This window comes from Brachyspira sp. SAP_772 (genome assembly GCF_009755885.1).
Taxonomy (GTDB): domain Bacteria; phylum Spirochaetota; class Brachyspiria; order Brachyspirales; family Brachyspiraceae; genus Brachyspira.
Genome location: NZ_VYIX01000001.1, coordinates 897,964 through 922,083, shown reverse-complemented (window position 1 = coordinate 922,083; position 24,120 = coordinate 897,964). Strand labels below are relative to the sequence as shown.

Here is a 24,120-nt window from a genome sequence, read left to right as displayed (position 1 = left end):
ATGAAAAAAATTATAGAAGTTAAAAATCTTTATATTTCTTACAATAATATAAACATATTAAAAGATATTAGTTTTGAGGTTTATAGTAATGATATTTTGTGTATAATAGGGCCTAATGGGTGCGGGAAAACTAGCTTATTAAATGCTTTATGTAATTTTGTTGATTTTAAGGGTGATATATTTATAAATAATCAAAAAAATTATAATGAGTTATATAAAAAAATAGCTATGATGAGTCAGCTATACAATATATATTTTGGATATAGCGTTTATGATACTGTGATGATGGGGAGGTATCTTAATTTTAAAGATAGGCTTTTATCCTTACCAAACAAAGAGGATAAAGATTTTGTTTTGAGTTGTTTAGAGAAATTAAAAATATTGTATTTAAAAGATAAACCTATAACTGAAATTTCTGGAGGGGAGCTTCAGAGGGTGTTTTTGGCACGCATTTTTGCAAAAGAGCCTGACATTATAATTTTAGATGAGCCTACCAATCATTTAGATTTGAATATACAATTAGATTTAATAAACGATTTAAAAAATTGGGTATTAGAAAATGAAAATAGATGCATTGTTGCTGTGCTTCATGATTTAAATGGTGCTTTATATTTTGCAAATAAAATACTAATATTAAAAGATTCTTCACTATATTATTATGGTTTAGTTAAAGATTTTGATGTTAGTCTGATTGATAAATTATATAATTCTAATATATCTAAGTATATGCATGATTCTTTAAATATGTGGAAGTAATTAAAAAGTGATTTTTTAGAATATTTTTTATTAAAAAACTGAATTATCTATAAGTTATCATAATAAAATTGTAAAAAACTATTGACTTATACATTAACATAATATATTATTATGTTAATATACTATATTTTTTGTCTACTGGAGATATTTATGTTCCCTATATTGAATTTCGCCTTAATGCTAATCATTCCTATTATAGTTGTCGGTATTTCTAAAATTATCGATAGAAAAAAAAACAATAACAACTCAAATTTTGATGATATCTTTGCTGAAGAAAAGGCAGCATTAGAAGGTATTATAGAAGAGAAAATATCAGAAGTTAGGGATAATGCCATAGATTTAGAGATTGCTGTGAAAAAAGCAGGTTTTATAAGTAAGTCTATGGAAGAGGATTTAGCTAAGCTTAATAATAAAATAGAGTCATATAAAGATTATAAAGCGGCAGTATCACAATATCAGGAACAAGTAGACTCGCTTGAAGAGGCATATTTAGACATACTTAACAAAGTTGACACTGTATTAAAAGAACGCAACACTATAGAGAAAACATATAAAAGAATATCTGATGTTAAAACAAAAATGATAGAGTTAGAAAAAAATGTTTCTTCTATACAGGATAATTTAATTGCTTCTTATAATGCTAAATTAAATGATTTTGAATCTGAACTATATAAAAGATTTGATGCTCTTACTACAAATTTATTAGCACGTGATGCTCATTACACAGATATGGCTGAGCAGGAAAAAGATAAAATATCAGCATTAACAGAAGAGTTTAAGCTTCATGTTGCCAAGAAAGAGGAACTATTTACAAATCAGCTTACTCAGCTTGCTGAAAGAACTGCACGCAACAACATAGAACAGTTGGCGGAATTATTTGAAAAGGGTAGAGATGAACTTATAAATAAATATTCTCTATTTGCTGAAGAGATTAACACTAAATCAAAAGATATAGAAGAGCGTTATGCTAGTTTGAGTCAGTCTAAAGAAGGGCTTGAGGTTGAGCTTATAAACTTGAGAGACACTATACAAGAGAGACTTAATTCTATAACAGAGTCTAGTGTAGAAGAGTTTAAAGGTGAAATGGAAAAGACTAAAGAGTTCTTATACAATACATTAAAAGAAGAATTAGAGAAAATAGGAAATGAAAAAGAAGAGTTTTTAGTATCTGTTGAAGATAAGGCTCATTCTTTAGAGAAAACAATAGATGACATTAAAGATAAAGCAGATTTAATAACTAAAGATTATGAAGATAAAACTGTTCAATTAGAAACAGAGTTTACTACTCTCAAAAATGATATTAGTAATCGTTTGATAACAGAAGTAGAAGCATTTTCTAATAATATAAGAGATATACTTGAAAATGAAAATGATGGTATTATCACTCTTTATAGAAATAAAACTAAAGAGCTTTCTGATTTAATAGTTTCTATAGATGGTATGAGTGAAGAGACTATGCTTAGAGCAGAGAGTAAATTTGATGAGATAGTTAATGATATAGACAGGCTTAAAAATGATATATTGGCTAGAACTCAAGATGATATGGAGTATTCTATAGATAATGCTAGAAGCTCTCTTATAGCTGAGATTAATGAACTTAGAGCAGATGTTGAAACAGAAACTAGTATTTTAAAAGATAAGATGAATGAAATACATTATCAAACTTCTGAAATATCTTCTATACTAACTAATAAACAAGAAGAGATATTAGATGCTTTGAGTTTAGAAAAAGAATATTTGTATAAAGATTTAGAAGAGCAGGCTAATAAAAAAATACAAGAACTTGAAGATAATTTTAATAATATAAAAGCTGATTTTGAGCAAGGTGTAGATAATTATATAAAAAATACATATACTGATTTGAATGATGTTACTGATAAATTATCTGCATTAAAAGAACAATATGATAATGATAGTAATAAAATACAAGGTTTATTAGAAGATACAGAAACTAATTTAAAAGAAAATATAGAAAAACGTATAGAGCTTTTAGATAAAACTTCTTCAGAGATAAAAGATTTAATTGATAATGCTAATGAAAAATTAGATACTGGCATAAAAAATGCAGAGTATAACATAGAAGAGATTAAAAGTAATTTATATGAGTATGGTAACTCTTGTTTAGATAGTTTGAAAACTCAATTAAAAGAAGTTCTTGATAATTATGAAGAGACTAGTATGAAATCTATAAGTGATAGCATAAATAGTCTTGTTAATCAGGTAGAAGAAAGCGATAAAAGACATAATGATATAATTTCAAATATGGAAGATTCTCTAAAAGAGTTTAAAGAGAAAATAGATAATTCATTAAATGAAAATAAAGAGTTTGCTGAAGAGAATAAAAACAAAATAGTTAATATGTTAAATACAGAATTACTTGAGGCAACTAATTCATTTGATGCTCTTTTAAATGAAAAAAGAGAAGGTATAAACAAAGTTAGAGATGATATAGAAGATATTTTAAATAGAGTTGAAAATGGAAGAGAAAATTTTGAAAATACTATAAACAGAGTATATGATGTTGCAAATGAAAAAGAAAGCAATTTACTATCAAATATTGAAGATAAATATAAATCATTAAATGATAAGATAGATAATTTGTTTAGTGATAGCAAATCAGATTTAGATTCTATGACTAAGGAATATAAGGGTTCTTTAGAAAATTATTATAATAATTTGAGAAATGAATATGAACAATTAAAAGAGCACTCTGATATTATTAGTGATGAATATAGAATAAAAATGGATACTTTATCTTCTAAATTAGAAGAGTTGGCATTTGCATCTAAAAACATGGAAGATAGTATAGAAAATAAAACAAAAGATATTACAGATTATGTTAATAGTGTAAAAGAAAATGTTGATGCAAAATCTAATGAGGTTATTTCTTCTGTAAATAGCATAATTGAAGATATAGAAATAAAGAAAGATGATATTAATAGATATGTTGATGAATTAAAATCTAATATAGATTCTAAAGAGAAAGATTCTAACTATTATATAGATGCGTTGAAAAATACTATAGATGATAGATTGGAAACAGCTGATTCTTATGTTAATGATCTTAAAGATAATATTAGCAGTTTGAAAAAAGCAGTTAATGCTGAAATGCAAGATGTTTCATCTTATATTGAAGATAAAAAAGAGTTTTTGAACGCTAAGTGTGATGAGGTGTTTAATAAAATAGAAGAGGAATCTTTAAGCAAATTAGAAGAGCTTAATGAAATAATAGAGGCTGCTATAGAAAAATATAATGATGAAATAAAAGAGATAGAAAGCTTAAGAGTAGAAGAAAATGAAAGTATAATAGCTGATATTGAAAATATTGGTGCTAGCATAAGAAAAGATTATAAAAAATATACTAAGATATTAGAAGAGATATACAACAATAAAAAAACTTCTCTTGATGATTATGTTAGTGAATTAAAAAATGATATAGAAAAACACAGAGAAGATTCTGAAAAAATACATTTAGAAAATGAGTCTAATTATATAGATAATTATTTGAAAGATAAATCTTTAGAGATAGATGAAAAGGTTAATAATATAAACACTACTTTAAATGATTCTTTCAATACTCTTTATAATGGTGTTACTCAATTATTGGAGAAAGCTAAAGAGTATACTGATTCAGCAGTGAATAATCAAACATTAGAACTTTCTAAGGCATTAGAATTATTGAGAGATGGTTTCAATACTTATAGAGACAGCCTTGATAGTAAATTAAAAGAAGAGATAGATAATATGATTTCTAATAATGAAAATATGTTATCTATGTTTAATGAATATAATGAAAAACTTGAACGCATTAATGATATTTCTAATTTGGTAGATAGTTTTAAAGATGATATTTATAATGAATTAGAAGAATTAAAATCTGATGTATCATTTAAAAATACAGAATTCGATAGAACTATAGATGAAATAAAATCTTCTATTATGTCTAGAGAAGAATTAAGCGGTATTCAAGAGTCTGAGAGAGAGGCTTTGAATGTTCAATTAGATGATATGAAAGAAGAGTTTGAAATTTTTAAATCTCAAATATTAAAAAGCAATGAAGTAGAGATACCTGCTTTATTAGAAGAAGAGAGAGAAAAAATAGAAAATATATTTGATGAGTTTTCAAAAAATCTTCTTATGAGAATATCTGATAATGAAAGCGATTTGAATTACATTAAAGATGTTTTATCTGAAGAGAGAAATCATTTAATAGAAAAACTAGAATTTATAGAAAAAGATTTAGAAGATGTTAAATCTGATAACAGAGTCGATGCTTTAGTTGAAGATAAGCTTCAATTAGAGAGCTCTTTAGATGATTTAAAATCTGATATAGAAAAAGTTAAAAATTTAGAAAAAGATTTTATTTCTTTGAAAGATAGAATGGAAGGAATAGACTCTACTATAAAAGATGATGTTGCTTCTTTATCTAGTAAGTTAATAGATTTTAAAGATAATTTAGAAGAGAAAATATCTAATGATTCTAGTTCTTTATTAGAAGATTTAGAGACTCTCAATAAAGAATTGTATGATATAAAGGGAAGTATTTCTAGTTCTATTGATAAGACTGATAATATAGAAAACAGAATGGAAAATATATTAAAAGAATTATCATCTGGAAATGAAGAGTTTAAAAATAGAATAGAGAAACGCATTGAATATTTTGAAGATTCTTGGTCTGACCCTACTAGACTTAGAAGTATGTATGCTAATGAACTAAAAGAAGAAATTAACAATCTTAGAGCATATTCTGATGAGAAGTTTGATGTTTATATTAATGAGTTAAAAACACAGATAGATGAAATTTCTAGCGGTATAGAAGATTGGAAAAATGAAAATATTAATGAGCTTTTATCTCAATTAAATGATGCTAAAAATAGTATAGAGTCTTATATAAAAGACACAGACAGCAAGAAAGAGGAGCTACTTTCTGATATACTAAAAAAATTAGAAGCTAAAGAAGGAGAAATTTATTCTCGTATAGATGAAAAAATAATAGATGTTAATAATAAATTATCTGATATAGACAAAAAGATTAATAATGATATAGGAAGCAGTTTAGAAAATATATATAAGATGATAAATGATGCTTCTAATAAATATAGCGAAGAGATAAAAAACATAGAACATCACAGAAGTAATGAAAAAGAGACTATTATATCAGATTTAAAAGCTTTATCAGATAGTATAAGAGCAGATTATGAAGAATATTCTATAATGCTTGATAATACTTATAACACAGCCGTTTCTTCTTTAGATGAGCATCTTGATAATGTTAAAAAAGAGATAGAAAATATTAAAGAAGAATCTCAGTTACAGCTTTTAAATGATGAGAAAAATTATATTAATGAATATTTAGAAGAGTATTCAAATAATTTAGACAGTAGATTGGAAGAGAAGTTAAATGTATTAGATGAAAGCAAAAAAGAATTGGACAATATTTTAAATAGTTCTTTTGAAAATCTTAATAGCCGCATAGAAGAGTCATTATCTAAAGTTAATAGTTTAGCAGAAGAAAAATTATCAACTTTAGAGAAAGATATTAATGATAAGCTTCTTGTAAATGTAGAGAAATTAAGCAAGTTGGAAGAAGATTTTGGTAAGTTATTTAATAAAGATTATGTGGAAGAATTGGATTCACGTATAAATAGCATTAACAGTAAATTGGAAGAAGAGATAACTAATATAAAAACAAGCTTAGAGGCTGATATATCTTCAGTACGTACTCAATATAAAGAATTGAGTGTAGATTTTGAAGAGGCTTTAGATTTAGTTAAGAAGAGTATTTTAGACAGAGATGAGATAATAGATTTACAAAGTCAAGAGAAAGAAGAGCTTATTTCCAAACTAGAGAGTCTTAGAGATGATTATTTATCATTAAAAGGTGATGCATTATCAGCTAATAACAATAGCGATAATAGTGATTTGTATAGTTTATTTGAAGAGGAGAGAGAAAAGCTTGAGAGAGGCTTTGAAGAGTTTAGCAGAGAGTTATTAAATAGACTCAATGATACAGACAGTGACATAAACTATGTAAAAGATATGCTTTCAAGCGATAAGAATCTTTTATTAGAAGAGTTAGATGCGCTTCGCTTAGAAGTAGATAATATTAATAATGATGATAGGTTAAATGAATTATTAGAATCGAAATTATCATTAGAAGATTCTTTCAATGGCATAAGAGAAGAGTTATCTAAATTTGATGAGTTAGAAGGAAGCTTAAATGGATTAAAAAGCTTTGTAAGTGAATTAGATAATTCATTTAATAATTCTTTAGATGAATTAAAAGATAATATAAATAAAGATTTAGAATCTTATGATGTTAAATTAAATAATCTAAACTCAGATATAAATAGATTATCCAGCAGTGTAGAAGATTTAACTTCAAACAGTGAAAATATATCTTCTAATCTAGATACAATATCATCTAATTTTGAAGTATTAAATAGCAACTTTGAAAGTGTTAATAGTAATGTAAATAATTTTGATAGTAGATTAAGCAGTTTCAAAGAAGATATGGATAAAGCTATTAACAAATCATTAGAGTTAGAGAATAGTATATCAAATTATAGAAAAGATTTAGAAGATAAGATTGGCGGTATAACAAATAATATTAATTCATTAAATAATGACAGCAGTGTAAAAGATTTGTTTAGTGAAGAGTTATCAAAACTAAACAATTTATTTGATAATTTAGAAAAAGACAATAAAGAGTTTAGAGATAGATTAGAAAAAAGAGTAGAATACTTTGAAGATACTTGGTCAGATAATTCAAGAATAAGAAGTTTATATTCAGCAGAGCTAAGAGAAGAGCTAGAGAACATAAAATATGAAAGAGAGCTTGAGTTTGAAAATTATTTGGAAGAGTTGAGAGCTAAGGTAGATAATTTATCATCAAGCATAGATAATTATAAAGAAGGCGATATAAACAGATTATTAAAAGAATTAGAAGAGTCTAAATCTAGTATAGAAAACTATATAAAAGATACAGACAGCAAAAAAGAAGAACTATTATCTTCTATAATGAAAGAGTTAGGTGTAAAAGAAAAAGCTATATATAATAAACTAGAAGAGTCTGAGTCTATTATAGAGAAATATATAAAAGATACAGATAGTAAAAAAGAAGAATTATTATCTTCTATGATGAAAGAGTTAGAATCAAAAGAAGAAGCTATATATAGCAGATTAGAAGATAGAGTTAAAGATATAGAAGGCAAACTATCAGTACTTGATAATAAGATAAGTAATGAAGTTAGCAAAGATTTAGAGAACTTTTATAGTAGTTTAAATGAAGCTGTTAATAATTACAAAACAGAGATAAACACACTAGAGGCTAATAATGCAGAATTAAGTACAGATGCTATCAACAAGATAGGTGAAGAAATTAGAAATAGCTATGATAATTATGTAAAAGACTTGGAAGAAGTTTATAATAATTCAGTATCTTTATTAGAAGAATATTCAAGTAACTTAAAAGATGAGTTAGAAACTCTTAAAGAAGAAAATACAGAAACAGAGAAAAATTATATTAATGAATATTTAGAAGAGTATTCAAATAATTTAGATAGTAGATTGGAAGAGAAGTTAACTGTATTAGATGAAAGTAAAAAAGAATTAGATAATATATTAAATACTTCTTTTGAAACTCTTAATAGCCGCATAGAAGAGTCATTGTCTAAAGTAAATAGTTTAGCAGAAGAAAAATTATCAACTTTAGAGAAAGATATTAATGATAAGCTTCTTGTAAATGTAGAGAAATTAAGCAAGTTGGAAGAAGATTTCGGCAAGTTGTTTAATAAAGATTATGTGGAAGAATTAGATTCACGTATAAATAGTATTAATAGTAAATTAGAAGAAGAGATAACTAATATAAAATCAAGCTTAGAGGCTGATATAGCTTCAGTACGTACTCAGTATAAAGAATTGAGTGTAGATTTTGAAGAGGCTTTAGATTTAGTTAAGAAGAGTATTTTAGACAGAGATGAAACAATAGATTTACAAAGTCAAGAGAAAGAAGAGCTCATATCTCAACTAGAGAGTCTTAGAGATGATTATTTATCATTGAAAGGCGATATTTCATCAGTTAATGATAATAATGATTTAGTTAATGATAGTAGTGATTTGTATAGTTTATTTGAAGAGGAGAGAGAAAAACTTGAGAGAGGCTTTGAACAGTTCAGTAGAGACTTATTAACTAGACTAAATGACACAGACAGTGATATAAACTATGTAAAAGATATGCTTTCAAGCGACAAGAATCTTTTATTAGAAGAATTAGATGCACTTCGCTTAGAAGTAGATAATGTTAACAATGATGATAGATTAAATGAGCTATTAGATTATAAATTATCATTAGAAGATTCTTTCAATGGTATAAGAGAAGAATTATCTAAATTTGATGAATTAGAAGGCAGCTTAAATGAATTAAGAGATAATGTATCAGAATTGGATAATTCATTAAAATCTTCAATAAGCTCTTCAATGGATGAACTTAAAAAAGAATATAATAATGTTCATTTAGAAATGGATAAATTAAATAGCAGAGTTGAAGAATTATCATTAAATAATGAAAATATATCTTCTAATCTAGATACAATATCATCTAACTTTGAGGTGTTAAATAATAACTTTGAAAGTGTGAATGGTAATGTAAATGATTTTGATAATAGATTAAGCAGTTTCAAAGAAGATGTAGACAAAGCTATTAACAAATCATTAGAGTTAGAAAATAGTATATCAAATTATAGAAAAGATTTGGAAGATAAACTTAGCGGTATAACAAATAATATTAATTCATTAAATAATGACAGCAGTGTAAAAGATTTATTTAATGAAGAGTTGTCAAAACTAAACAATTTATTTGATAATTTAGAAAAAGACAATAAAGAGTTTAGAGATAGATTAGAGAGAAGAGTAGAATATTTTGAAGATACTTGGTCAGATAATTCAAGATTAAGAAGCTTGTATTCATCAGATTTAAGAGAAGAGCTAGAAAATATAAAATATGAAAGAGAGCTTGAGTTTGAAAATTATTTAGAAGAGCTAAAAGGCAAAGTAGATAATTTATCATCAAGTATAGATAATTATAGAGAAGGTGATATTAATAGATTATTATCTGAGTTGGAGCAAGCAAAAAATAGTATAGAGAGCTATATAAAAGATACAGATAGTAAAAAAGAAGAACTATTATCTTCTATAATGAATGAGTTAGAACAAAAAGAGAAAGCTATATATGATAGATTAGAAGAGTCTAAATCTAGTATAGAAAACTACATAAAAGACACAGACAGTAAAAAAGAAGAACTATTATCTTCTATGATGAAAGAGTTAGAATCAAAAGAAGAAGCTATATACGGCAGATTAGAAGATAGAATTAAAGATATAGAAAATAAGTTGTCAGTATTTGATGATAAGATAAGTAATGAAGTTAGCAAAGACTTAGAGAACTTCTATAATAGTTTAAATGAAGCTGTTAATAATTACAAAGTAGAGATAAACACTTTAGAAGCTAATAGTTCACAATTAAGTATAGATGCTATAAATAAGATAAGTGAAGAGGTTAAAAATAGCTATGAGAATTATGTAAAAGACTTAGAAGAAGTTTATAATAATTCAGTATCTTTACTAGAAGAATATTCAAATAACTTGAAAGATGAGCTAGAGACTCTTAAAGAAGAAAATACAGAAACTGATAAAAATTATATAAGTGAGTATTTAGAAGAGTATTCTAATAATTTGAAAAATGAATTAGAAAATCTTAAAGATGAGAATGCAGAGTCTCAGAAAAATTATATTAATGAGTATTTACAAGAATATTTAAATAATATTGATTCAAAATTAGAAGGTAAGCTTAATATATTAAACAATGCAAAAGAAGAATTGGATAATATAATAAAAAATAGTTTTGATGAGCTTAATACTAATTTGAATGATACTATAAATAAAATAAATGAAAATACTCTTAATCAAAATGAAAGAATATCTTTGGTAGAGAGCAAATTAAATGATTATGCTGAACAAATATCTAAAATAGATGATAAAGAAAAATTATTGTATGAGTATATAGATTCAAAAATATTGGAACTTAAAAAAGAATATGAATCTTTAAATAAATCTTTTGAAGAGAAGTTTTTAACTATAGAAAGTGCAGTACTAAGTGATGAGCATGTTGCAGCATTGAGAGAAGAGTTTGCTAATTTCAAAGAGTCTATATTAGAAGCTAAAAAATCAGATATTCCAAGTATTTTTGATGAATTAAAAAATCAATTTGAAGAATCATTTGATATGTTTACTAAAGAGATAATTGATAGAGTATCAGATTCTGAGAGTATGATTTCTAATATAAAAAATACTATGGATGATGAAAAAAATAGTATATTAGACAGCATAGATAACTTTAAATTTGAATTAGAAGCTTTGAAAAATAATGATATATTAGATGAATTAGAACAGGAGAGAATAAAATTAGAAAATACATTTAATTCATTGAAAGAAGATTTTGATAAGCTTGATGAGTTAGAAAATGAAGTTTATTTGTTAAAAAATAATTTAGAAGGTGTTGATAGTAATTTAAGAGTTGATGTTGATAGATTATTTGAAGAGGTATCTGAGTTTAAGTATTCATTGGAATATAAAATGGACACATTAGAAGATAATACTGTTTCTAAAGAATATTTTGATGAAGAGAAAGAGAAACTTTATTCTTTATATGATGAATTAAATTCTAATAATGATGAGTTTAGAGAAAACATCAATAATAGAGTTTCTTATTTTGAAGATAATTTATCAGATTCAAGCAAAATATTAAAACTTTATGAAGATGCTATTACTCCAGAAGTAAACAACTTGAAAAATGAAATAATGTCAAGTTTAAAAGAGCAAATTGATGAGGTTGAAAACGGTATATCTATTTGGAAAGATGATAGTTTATATAATTTGCTTGAACAATTAAAAGAAGCAAAAAATAATATAGAATCATTTATAGATAGCACAAATGATAAAAAAGAATCTATTGTAGATGATATAGTAAAAGCTGTTAGAGAAAAAATAGCAGATAGAGAAAATGAGTTAAATGAATCATTAGAATCTAGAATAGAGTCTATTAATAATAAAGTTAATGACTTAGAAAGCAATCTAACTTCTGATATTAATAGATTTAATAATATGATAACTGATGCTATTGATAAATATGAAGATGAACTTAAAAATATAGAAAGCTATAGATTAGAGGAATCATCTTCTATAATGAAAGATATAGATGATGTTGGAAAAAATATTATTTCTAACTATGAAAGCTATGCGAAGTTGTTAAACACTACTTATGAAAATAATTCTAAATCTTTAGAAGAGCTTTGTAATAGTTTGAAATTAGAAATAGAAAAATCTAAGATGGATGCTAATAGAGGATATATTGATGTATATTTGAATGATTATTCTTCTAAGATAGATTCTAAATTAAAAGAGCAGATGGATAGTATAGAGAAAAGCAAAGAGAGTTTAGATAATATCATAACAGATTCATTAAATGATTTAAATGAAAATATAAATAATGCTATATCTAAAGCTATTGAAAGTTCAGAGGGAAAAATTAATGATTTTATAAATAGCAAAGAATTAGAATTAGTAAATAAAATCTCTTCTTATGAGAACAATGCAATCAGCAAAGATGAATTATCTGAAGAGTTGAAAAAAATAGAGGAAAGTTTTGAGTTATTTAAATCTAATAATAATGATATATTTAATACTCTTGAAGAATATAAATCTAAAATATCTTCTATAGTAGATAGCTTATCAAATATTGAAGATAATAACTTGAACTTTACAAGCAGATTAGAAAAACGCATAGAGTTCTTTGAAGATTCTTGGGGCGATGGTGATAAAATAAGAGAATTATATTCTGATTTTATAGCTGAAAAGGCAGATAGCTTCAAATCTGATTTAGAGATTAAGTTTAGAGATTCATTTGAAGAGTTTAATTCTAAGATAGACAATGTTGAAAAGAACTTTAGTGATAGTATAAACTCTATAATTGAAAGCTTAGACAAAGAAAATCTTACTTCTAATGAAAAAATAGAAAGTATATCAAATACTATAAACAATTTAAAATCTGATTTAGAAAATAAAATTGTTTCTATTGAAGATGAAAATAATAAATCAAAATCATTGATTAATGATAAAATTTCTACATTTGAAAACAAAATGGAAGCATTTGAAGATAGGATAAAAGATGTAGAAGATAGTCAGCATTACTTAAATAATGATATCACTCAGTATGTAAACAGATTAGATAAAGTATTGAATGATTATGAAGAAGCTATTGATACTAAGATAAATAATTTGAAAGATAGTTTGTCAAATGATACAGGACATATAGAACATAATTTAATATCTTCTTTAGAGCTTTCTAATGAGCTTGCTAAAGATAAGAAAGAATTATTAGATTCAATATATGAGCTTAAGAAAGATGTTTATGAAACTATAGAGAGAAAAGATGTTCAGATAAATGAAGAGTTCTCTAAGTTTAAAACAGAGATTATTGAATCAATACCTAGCATGGAAGATATTAGCGATTTATTTGTTTCTGAAAAGAACAATATAGTTAATGAGTTTGAAGGCTTTAAAAATGATATATTAACTTCTAATAATAAAAACTTCTCTGAGTTATTTGAAGAAGAGAAAAATAAATTAATAGAAGAATTAGATAATTTCAAATCTGCTATTAGAGTAGAATATATGTCTAATTCTGACAAGATAGAAGCTTTTAGAAATGAATATTTAAAGAACTTTAATGAGATAATTGATAAAGAAAAAGCTAATTTATATTATGCTTTAAATGATATAAGAAAAGAGTTTGAAAGTTTAAAAGATAATTCTGTTTCTTTAGATAAGTTTGAAGAGCTTATGTCAGAGTATAAAGGCAGTATTGATAATTCTATAGATGATACAAAAGAGAAATTATCTTCAAATATTGTAGATAAAGATTATGTATCAAAATTGTTTGATGAAGAGATAGCTAATATCAATAAAACTATAGAGGAGTTTAGAAAAGACTTAGAAGAAAACTATTCTCCTACAGATGTTATAGCTGAGATTTTATCAAAAGAGCAAGTTAATTTTGAAAATAAATTATCTGGTTTAAAAGAATCAATACTTAAAGATATTCCAACTTTAGAAGATATAAGCAATATATTTGTTGAAGAGAAGATGTCTTTGAGAGAAGAGTTTGCTTCATTTAGAGATGATATAGAATCTAAACTTCAAGAAGAGAATCATTTTGAAGCTATTGCTGAAGAGCAAAAAGTTGATATGAGAAATAATTTTGCTATGCTTCAAGAAGAGATAGTTGGTAATATTAATAGCTATAGAGATAATATGGCAAATGATATTTCTAATTTTAGAGATGAGTTTGCTAATAAACTATCTTTTATAGAAGAGTTAGCGAATAGTTTATTACAAGAGAGAGAGAGAATTGCTTTAGAGGTAGAAGATATTAGATTAAAGTATGAGACAGGTACTTTATATTCTGATGATGCTATAAACAGTATAGAAAGCGATAGAAATAGACTAATCAATGAGTTTATTAATTTTAGAAAAACTATATTAGAGCTTATAAGAGAACAAGATGAAGCTATGAAGGTTTTGAATAATGAGAAGATGGGCATAATTGATAATATAGATGAGCTAAACAAAAAAGTTTCTCTAGATTTAATAAGCAAAGATGATGCTATTTCTCTAATAGATGAACAGAAAAAAGAGATATTAGAAGTTCTTGAAAACTTTAAAGGTGATTCTATAGAAGCTGATTTCAAATATATGACAGAAGAGTTGAGAGATGATATTATCAAAGTATTTGAAGAGTCTAATGAGGCTTTCAGAAAACGTATAGAAGCTAGAATAGAACATTTTGAAGATGCTTATTCAGAGCCAGAAAAAATCAAAGAGTTCTATAGAGATGCTATAGAGGCTGAAGTTGATAATATTAAAGATAGTGCTTCTCATATATTATTAGATATTACTGACAATGTTGAAAAAGTTAAGAAACATATAGATGATATAGAAAATGAAAAGGTAAAATCTATAATAGAGAGAATAGATAATGCTCAAAATGAGATAGATGCTATAGTTGATACTATTAAAGTTAATTTGAAAGAGCAGGAAAATGAGATAAGATTATTAAGTCAGTCTCAAAAATTAATATCTCAAGACATAGAAAATGTTCGCAGAGAAAGAGAAGCTCTAATTGAGATGGTAAAAACTAGCGATGTTAATATAAACAATAAAATTGATAATTTAACATCTGCTGTTATTGAAGCATCTGATAATGCTTCTCAAAGAATAGCTGAGAAGGAATTAGAGTTTAATAGAAAGATAAAAGAAGTTGAAGAATATATATCTTCTATGGAAGAGAGAATTATTAATGAAAATAATGAGCATTTAGACAAATCTAAAGAAGCTGTTAATAATTTACTTGCTTCATTTAATGAGAGTATATTAAAAGAGACTAATGATTTAACTCCTCATATAATGAAAATTGTAAATGAGTTTGTTAATAATGAAATGAAGAAATTTGAGAGATTCAATGATGTTAAACAGGCTATAGATGAGGTAGAGTTAACTATTAGTGATAAGATAGATGAAACTTTCAAATTGATGAATATTAAATTAGATGATACTGCTAAAGAGTTAAGAGATAATATGTCTTCTTATCAAGATGAGCTTTTAGGTGAATTAAGAAGTGCTGTTAATTATGAGAGTGAAAGAAGCATAGAAGAAGTAAAAGCTATGCATGAAGAAGAAGTTACAAAATTAAAGGACATGTATCTTGAAACAGAAAAGTATTATACTGACAGACAAGAGAGAAGCAAAGAAGACATTGTAGCTTTATTTGAAAACACTTATAAAGAATGGCAGGATAAAATTAATTCTCTTTATAGCGAGTTAGAATCAACAAAAGAAAGTATGCATTCTTCAGTTGATAATCTTTTAGGTGATTTAGAGAAGGCTGTTAATGCTAAAGAAGAGTTTAATAAATCTTTAGAAGATAACAAAGACAAGCTAAAAGATGTAGAAGAGAAGATGAATAACTTACAAAATGAATTCTCTCCTTCTATAGAAAAACTTCAGGCTATAGTTGAAGAGAAGGCATTAGAGTTACAAAATAAAATTGAGTTGTATTCTAAAGATATAGAGGAAGAAGGGGATAAGTTTAAGGCTAGACTTGAAGAGCTTTCTTCTAATGCTAAAACTTCTTTAGACAGCAAAGTTAATGAATTTGATTCTATAATTGAGAATGTTACTAATAGAATAAATGAGCTTTTAGAAGATAAGAATACTCAATTTGATGAATTGAGAACTCAGTATGAAGATATTTCTATTTCATTGTTAGAATTAAGAGAGTCTATATCTGATGCTGTTAATGAGAAGATTAAAGAGGCTAATACTATCATTGAAGAGGGTATAACTAATATAGAAGAATCTACTAATGACAAGTATGATAAATACATAGACAGACTTAACTCTAATATGGAGCAGACTTTATCATTACTTATGAATGATGCTAAAGAGTATGTACAAAATGCTAAGGAGGAGATGTTAAAGGTTCAGTCTTCAAATTTAGATGTTTATGATGAGAGACTTGCAGGTATGAAAAATATTATATCTGCTTTAGAAGAGGATATAGCTAAATATTCTAGTGAGATAGATGCTAGATTAGAAGATATTAATTTGAAGTATGAAGATAAAACTAATGTTATACTCAAAGATTTAGATTCAAGAACAGATAATTTAACAGAAAAATTAAATGATGTGGTTAATTCTATAGATAAAATGCTTGATGATAAAACTTATGATATAAATAGTGAGTATGAAACATTAAAAATACAAATAGACAATATTGGCAAAGACATAGATAAATATATGGATACTGTAAAAATGTTTGATAAAGCAGAAGAGATGGCTAATTTCATTAAAGATGATGTAGCTAAATTAGACGTTTTAGTAAATGATACTAAAAATACAGTTTATGACATGAATAAAACTATGTCTGAGTTTGAAGAGCTTAAGAATATGCATAACACTATATTAGATTATGCTGAGAGTATCAAAAAAGAGAAAGAAAGCTTAAAAGATACTCAAGAGAAAGTAAATATGCTTGTAGAGATGTCTGAAGAGGTACAAAACAAGTTTATACAAATAGCAGAAAGTAATTCTATGATAGAAAATACTCAAGAGGGTATAAAAGTTGTTATAGATATAGCTTCTCAGATAGAGAATAAACTTGCTATTATCAATGACAAAGAAGAGCAGGCTAATACTATTTTAGAAAAAGTAAATATCGCTGATAATGAATCTGATGATATATTACAAAGAATAGATACTATTAAATCTGCTATGCTTGATATAGAAGATACTAGAAGAGAGTTCTCTGATAAGATGTTTGCTTTAGATAGAGAGATGGCTAAGATAGATAAGAATGATGAAAAAGTTCAGAAGTTCTTTAGTAAGTTGGAAGAGCTTAATGTTATCATAGAAGAGATACAGAATCAGAGAGAGAATTTAAAATATATGAGGAAGCAGTATGAGGATTATGATAACAATATAGTTAAAAATCTTGAGAGAGCTGAATACTTTGTTCGTTATTTAGAGACTCTATTGGATAACGCTGAGAAGTATGTTAATGATGCAGGTAAGAGTTTAACAAAGAGAAGTAAAACTACTAGTACAAAAATTAATGATAAGAAAGAAAACATTATTATTAATATGTATAAACAGGGCTGGAAATATGATGAGATAGTAAAAAATACTTCTTATGACAGAGATGAGGTTGAGAGAGTGATTAAAAAATGGAAAGATGAGTCAGCTAGGGGATATTAATTAAATAAGAGATCTGGTAAAATATAGTATATAAATAATAAGTCTATAGCTAGAGAAATCTAGTTATAGGCTTATTAGTTTAACGGATTTTTATATTATTGTTTTCATAGTTGTTGTTGACAGAAATATATATAATTATATAATATATAGAATAAAATTTAAATTGGAATAATAATGATAGTAATAGAAAATGTTAGTAAAATATTTACAACAGCAAACAATAAACAACTTAATGCTGTAAATAATGTATCTATAAAAATAGATGATGGTGAAATATATGGAATAATAGGTTTTTCTGGTGCTGGAAAATCCACTCTTGTAAGGTGTATTAATTTACTTGAGAGACCTACTTCTGGAAAAGTTTATATAGATAATATTGATATGATGTCTTTATCTCAAAAAGAGCTTAGAGAGAGAAGAAAAAAGATAGGAATGATATTTCAGCAATTTAATTTATTTGGTTCTAGAAATGTATTTAAAAATGTTGCTTATCCATTAAGATATAGAGGGCTTTCAAAAAAAGAAGTAGAAGATAAGGTTATGTACTTGCTTGAGCTTGTGGACATAAAAGAGAAGGCTTATGCTTATCCATCACAATTAAGCGGCGGACAAAAACAGAGAGTGGCTATTGCTAGAGCTTTAGCTAATGAACCTAATATACTTCTTTGCGATGAAGCTACTAGTGCATTAGACCCTCAAACTACTGGTTCTATACTTAAATTATTGAAAAAATTAAATGAGAAATTAAAAATTACTATAGTTGTAATAACTCACGAGATGAATGTTGTTAAGGAATTATGCCATAGAGTTGCTGTTATGAATGCGGGTAATTTAATAGAAGAAGGTAATATTTTTGATGTGTTTTCTGCTCCAAAAAACAAAATAACACAAGATTTTATAGATACTACTTCAAATCTTTCTAAAATATATAATTTAGTAGAAGAGAAAAATGATATTACTGCATTAAAAGAAAATGAATGTATATTAAGACTTAGATACAAGAAGGGCGGAGTAGTTGAGGCTTTTATTTCGCATATATCTAGGGCTTTTAATGTTGATGCTAATATTATTTTTGGAAATGTTGAGTTTATAGATGAGAGTTTGCTTGGAGGGCTTGTTGTTATAATGCATGAAAGAGAAGTTGGCGGAATAAATAAGGCTATAGACTTTCTTAAAGAAAAAAATGTTGATGTGGAGGTAATATCTGATGCTAGAGTTTCTAAATAAGGTAATCCCAAATGTAATGAATGATTTACCAAAGCTTTATGACAGTATTATACAAACATTTATAATGCTTTTATATTCTGGCGTTGTATCATTTTTTGTCGGCGGATTTTTGGGTATACTTTTAATTGTTACTAAGAGATACGGCATTATGCAAAACATTATAATATATGAAGTGCTTAGTAAACTTATTAACTTTTTTAGGGCTATACCTTTTATAATACTTCTTGCCATGCTTGTGCCTTTAACAAGATTTATAATGGGGACTGCTATTGGTGTAAAGGGTGCTATATTGCCATTAATTTTTGGTACTGTGCCTTTTTTTGCTAGACAGATGGAGAGTGCTTTATCTGAAGTTAATCCGGGTTTAGTTGAGGCTGCTCAATCTATGGGCTCTTCTCCTATAGCTATAATATTTAGAGTTTATTTGAAAGAGAGCATTGCTCCTATAGCTAGAGGAACTACAATCACAGCTATTAGTTTAATAGGGCTTACTGCTATGGCTGGTGCTGTTGGGGCTGGCGGGCTTGGCACTTATGCAATACAGTCTGGATACTACAGAAATAAATTAGATATTATATATGTTTCTGTGATACTTCTTGTAATACTTGTTGGTTTAATACAGGCACTTGGTAATTTTATAGTAAAAAAAGCGACACATTAAAAAGTTATATTTTATAAAGGAATTTATTATGATTAAAAATAGAAAAGTAGTTATTATAGGAGCTGGTCATGTAGGCTCTCATGTAGGATATGCTTTAGCGGCTCAAGGTTTAGTTGAGAATATTGTTTATATTGATATAGACAAGAAAAAAGCTTTTGCTCAGGCTCTTGATATATTTGATGCTACTGTTTATCTTCCTCATAGAGTTGAAGTTAAAGCAGGAGATTATAGTGATATTGATGATGCTGATTTAATGGTTGTATGTGCTGGACCTTTACCTGAAGAGAACCAAACTAGAATGGATACTTTAGGGGCTACTGTGGAAGTTATGAAAGATATAGTAGCTAATGTTAAAAAGACTAAGTTTAATGGAATTATAATTAATATTTCTAATCCTGCAGATGTTATTACTCATTATTTACAAAATCAGTTAAATTATGATACCAAAAGAATAATATCTACAAGCACAACATTAGACTCTGCTAGATTAAGACGTGCTATATCTGAGGCTATTAATGTTGATCAAAAATCTGTATATGCTTATGCTTTGGGTGAACATGGTGAGAGTCAAATGGTTGCTTGGTCTTGTGTAACTATAGCAGGAAAACCTTTGCTTGAGCTTATGAAAGAAGGCAAAGAAAAATATGCTAAATTAGATTTAAAAGAATTAGCTGAGAAAGGAAGAAGAGGCGGCTGGGACGTTTTATTAGGTAAAGGGTCTACCGAGTTTGGAATAGGAACTTCACTTGCTGAGGTTGCTAGGGCTATACTTTCTGATGAGCATAGAGTTTTGCCTGTTTCAGTTTATCTTAATGGTGAATATGGTCAAAAAGATGTTTATGCTTCTGTGCCTGCAGTTTTAGGAGCTAATGGAGTTGAAGAGATAATTGAACTTAAAATGAATGAAGAAGAGAAAAAACTCTTTGATGCTTCTTGCGATACTATGGACAAAAATTATAAATTATCACTTACCATGTGATAAATAATATTTCTTTTATTATTTTGCAATATTTAAATTATCAAAAAAATAAAATTATTTTAAAAGGAGAATGATATATAATGAAAAAGGTTTTATTATTATTATGTTTTGCATTATTTTTAGCTTCATGCGGCGGCAATAATGAAGATAAAGATTTAATCACTGTAAAAATTGGTCATGTCGGTGAATCTGACAGAACTATATGGAAGCCTGTGCAAGAGAAATTATTAAAAGAAGGCATTAAAGTAGAATTAGTTTCTTTTGCTGATTATACTATACCAAATCAAGCATTGAATGATGGTGATATAGATTTAGATGCTTTTCAGCACCATGCTTACTATAGCAATGAAGTTAATACTAAAGGATATGATTTATCTATATTGGGTGTTACTTATATATCTGCTATGAATATTTATTCTGATAATATTACAAATGTTAATGAAGTTAAAAATGGAGATAAGGTTGCTATACCTAATGACCCTGCTAATGGGGGAAGAGCTTTAAAAGTATTGGAGGCTGCTGGTTTAATAAAGTTAAAAGATAATGCTCCAGACAATCCTACTGTTAATGATATAGAAAATCCTTTAAATTTAGAGATTATAGAAGTTGATGCGGGAAGTTTATATAGTTTGCTTCCTGATGTTGCTTGTGCTGTTATTAATTGTAATTATGCTTTAGATTTTGGTCTTAATCCCGGTGCTGATTATATATTTAGAGACAATCCTAAAAATTATAAAAATAATATGTATATTAATTTAATAGCTTCAAGAACTGAAGATAAAGACAATGAGATTTATAAAAGGGTAGTAGAGGCTTATCAATCTCCTGAGGTAGAAAAAGTTTATGCTGAGGATTTTAAGGGAGCTTATATACCTGCTTGGAAATAAAATAATTGTATAATAATTTTAAAAAATTAATAAGGGGTAAATTATATGAAGAGAGTTTTATTAGTTCTAGCTTTTGCAGTATTAATTTTAACTTTTAGTGCATGCGGCGGCGGAAATTCAGATAACAATATAGTAAAAGTTGGATATATAGGAGAATCTGATAGGGTTATTTGGGAAGAAGTGATAAGACAGGTTTCTAATGAAAATATAAAAATAGAGTTAGTATCTTTTGGGGATTATCTTCTTCCAAATCAGGCATTAAATGATGGAGATATTGATTTAAATAATTTTCAGCATTATGCATTTTTTAACAATGAAGTTGAAACTAAGGGATATAAATTAACTGCTATAGCTGATACTTGTCTTGCTGCTATGAATATCTATTCTCATAATATTACAAATGTTAATGAGGTAAAAAATGGAGATAAGATTGCTATACCTAATGATCCTTCTAATGGCGGAAGAGCTTTAAAAGTATTGGAGGCTGCTGGTTTAATAAAGTTAAAAGATAATGCTCCAGCTAATCCTAGTGTTAATGATATTGGAGAAAATCCATTAAATATAGATATTATAGAAGTTGATGCGGGTAGTTTATATAGTTTGCTTCCTGATGTTGCTTGTGCGGTTATTAATTGTAACTTTGCTTTAAACTTCGGACTTAATCCAAATACTGATTCTATATTTAAAGATAATCCTACTAATTATAATGATAAAAATTATATAAACTTAATAGCTGCTAGAACTGAAGATAAAGATAATCCAATATATAAAAAGATAGTAGAAGCTTATCAATCTGATGAGGTTAAAGAGATTTATAATAAGGATTTTAAGGGAGCTTATATAGCTACTTGGGAATAATTTTATATGTTTAATAATTTTTTTAAATTTTAATAAGGAGCTAATATATGAAGAAAATTTTATTAGTTGCAGCTTTTGCAGCATTAATTTTAACTTTTAGTGCATGTGGCGGAGGAAATTCTAATGCAAATAACAACCAAATAGTAAAAGTTGGATTTGCAGGAGAATCTGATTATCAAATTTGGGACCCTATAGTAGAAAAGTTAGCAGAAGAGGGTATTAAAGTAGAATTGGTTTCTTTTGCTGATTACACTATACCAAATCAAGCTTTAAATGATGGTGAAATAGATTTGAATGCTTTTCAGCATTATGCTTATTTTAATGATGAAGTATCAAATAAAGGTTATGATTTAGTTTCTATTGGTGATACTTATATATCTGCTATGAATATTTATTCTACAAATATTACAGATGTAAAAGAAGTTAAAAAAGGCGATAAAGTAGCTATACCTAATGACCCATCTAATGGCGGAAGAGCTTTAAAAGTGTTAGAGGCTGCTGGATTAATTAAAGTAAGAGCTGAAGCAGGAGATTCTCCTAGTGTAGCTGATATAATAGAAAATCCTTTAAATTTAGAGATTGTAGAAGTTGATGCGGGTAGTATTTACAGTTTACTTCCTGATGTTGCTTGTGCTGTTATAAACGGTAATTATGCTATAGATTTTGGTCTTAACCCCGGTTCTGATTATATTTTTAAAGATGACCCTTCAATATATAGCACTAAATCTTTTGTTAATTTAATTGCTGCTAGAGCTGCTGATAAAGATAATGAATTATATAAAAAAGTTGTTGATACTTATCAGTCTGAAATAGTAGAGAAAGTTTATAATGAGAATTTCTTGGGTTCTTATTTGCCAACTTGGAAATAAAAATAATTTTAGATAAAAAATAAAAACCTCTAGTAATTAGTTTGATAATTGATTTTACTAGAGGTTTTTTTATTATAGTTTTTGTTATAAAAACTTTTATTTTCTTAATTTTCTTCCTTGTTTATCTGTAAAAATATCTAACAATATTAAAACTATATCAACTATATACCATATTCCTAAACCGCCAGCTGTAAGCCAATATAATATTCCAGTACCTACTTTTCCAACATAAAATCTATGCACTGGCAAAAATATTGCTAAAAGTAAAGTTATAATCCAACTTCTATCAGATACTTCATTACTCATAATAAATCTCCTAATATTATTAAATTATTGTTTTTGCAGATTATAATATATATTCTAAAAAAATCAAAGAAATTGTGAAATATATTATATTAAAATTAGGTTCTATCTAAATTATTTTTTAAAATTATTTGGAAATGCTTTTTAAATAATCTGCTGCTTCTTTTTGTTCTTTACGAATGGCAAACTCTAATGCCCTCTCACCATCTTTATTTTTATGTTCTATATCTGCTCCATTTTCTATTAAAAGCTTTATTGTATCTATATCATTAATTCCAGAAGCAAACATTAAAGGAGTTACTAATTTAAAATTCTTAGCATTTACATCGGCACCTGCTTCAACTAATGCCTTTATAATATCATGCTCTTTTGTAAGTGATGCATAAAGTAATGCAGAAAATAATGGCTTATCCCTTAAATTAACATCAGCCCCAGAATCTATTAAATATTTAGCAACCTCTACTTGTTTTTCGGCACAGGCAAACATTAAAGCTGTTATGCCAGTTTTACTTCTAGCATTTAAATTGGCTCCCTCTTCTACTAAAAGTTTTGCTATGTTAATATAGCCCTTTTTAGCACAAAGCATTAAAAGCGTAAATCTTGTCTCTTCTTCTCTAGTATCAACTAGTGAATTATCAGTTTCTATTACTTTTTTTACATTATCAAAATCATTATTTTTTACATATTCAACTATTTGAGACATATTGAAAA

General features: G+C 26.6%; 10 protein-coding genes. 8 read left to right on the top strand and 2 right to left on the bottom strand.

The genetic code is table 11. From position 1 onward, the window contains the following. The 8 genes from GQX97_RS03950 (at nucleotide 1) to GQX97_RS03915 (ending at nucleotide 23,106) form a co-directional block, all read left to right on the top strand. Nucleotides 1–756 carry an ABC transporter ATP-binding protein gene (locus GQX97_RS03950; RefSeq protein ID WP_157150644.1) on the top strand — a complete coding sequence of 252 codons (756 nt, stop codon included), beginning with the start codon at nucleotides 1–3 and terminating at the stop codon, nucleotides 754–756. A gap of 150 nt (nucleotides 757–906) precedes the next feature. Then, nucleotides 907–17,625, top strand: coding sequence for a SpiroCoCo family coiled-coil protein (locus GQX97_RS03945; RefSeq protein ID WP_157150643.1), 16,719 nt, complete (start codon nucleotides 907–909; stop codon nucleotides 17,623–17,625). Nucleotides 17,626–17,799: 174 nt separating this feature from the next. Then, entirely contained in the window at nucleotides 17,800–18,852 is a 1,053-nt protein-coding gene (locus GQX97_RS03940; RefSeq protein WP_157150642.1) for a methionine ABC transporter ATP-binding protein, read from the top strand. Next, nucleotides 18,833–19,513: a methionine ABC transporter permease gene (locus tag GQX97_RS03935; protein WP_157150641.1), complete on the top strand. Its 681-nt coding sequence runs from the start codon at nucleotides 18,833–18,835 to the stop codon at nucleotides 19,511–19,513. Before GQX97_RS03940 ends, GQX97_RS03935 begins: the two co-directional genes overlap by 20 nt. 28 nt (nucleotides 19,514–19,541) lie before the next feature. Then, entirely contained in the window at nucleotides 19,542–20,492 is a 951-nt protein-coding gene (locus GQX97_RS03930) for an L-lactate dehydrogenase (RefSeq protein WP_157150640.1), read from the top strand. 80 nt (nucleotides 20,493–20,572) lie between these two features. Then, complete coding sequence (locus GQX97_RS03925; protein WP_157150639.1) at nucleotides 20,573–21,379, top strand: MetQ/NlpA family ABC transporter substrate-binding protein; 807 nt, start codon at nucleotides 20,573–20,575, stop codon at nucleotides 21,377–21,379. 45 nt (nucleotides 21,380–21,424) lie between these two features. Continuing rightward, nucleotides 21,425–22,237, top strand: coding sequence for a MetQ/NlpA family ABC transporter substrate-binding protein (locus GQX97_RS03920; RefSeq protein ID WP_157150638.1), 813 nt, complete (start codon nucleotides 21,425–21,427; stop codon nucleotides 22,235–22,237). Between the two features lie 47 nt (nucleotides 22,238–22,284). Then, nucleotides 22,285–23,106 carry a MetQ/NlpA family ABC transporter substrate-binding protein gene (locus GQX97_RS03915; protein WP_157150637.1) on the top strand — a complete coding sequence of 274 codons (822 nt, stop codon included), beginning with the start codon at nucleotides 22,285–22,287 and terminating at the stop codon, nucleotides 23,104–23,106. Nucleotides 23,107–23,202: 96 nt separating this feature from the next. On the opposite strand, the gene GQX97_RS03910 is transcribed toward GQX97_RS03915, so the two are convergent. Together GQX97_RS03910 and GQX97_RS03905 are read right to left on the bottom strand one after the other, a co-directional pair. Beyond that, nucleotides 23,203–23,412 carry a TM2 domain-containing protein gene (locus GQX97_RS03910; RefSeq protein WP_157150636.1) on the bottom strand — a complete coding sequence of 70 codons (210 nt, stop codon included), beginning with the start codon at nucleotides 23,410–23,412 and terminating at the stop codon, nucleotides 23,203–23,205. A 124-nt stretch (nucleotides 23,413–23,536) separates the two neighbouring features. Next, nucleotides 23,537–24,112, bottom strand: a complete 576-nt coding sequence (locus tag GQX97_RS03905; protein ID WP_157150635.1) for an ankyrin repeat domain-containing protein — start codon at nucleotides 24,110–24,112, stop codon at nucleotides 23,537–23,539. Nucleotides 24,113–24,120: the final 8 nt, after the last annotated feature.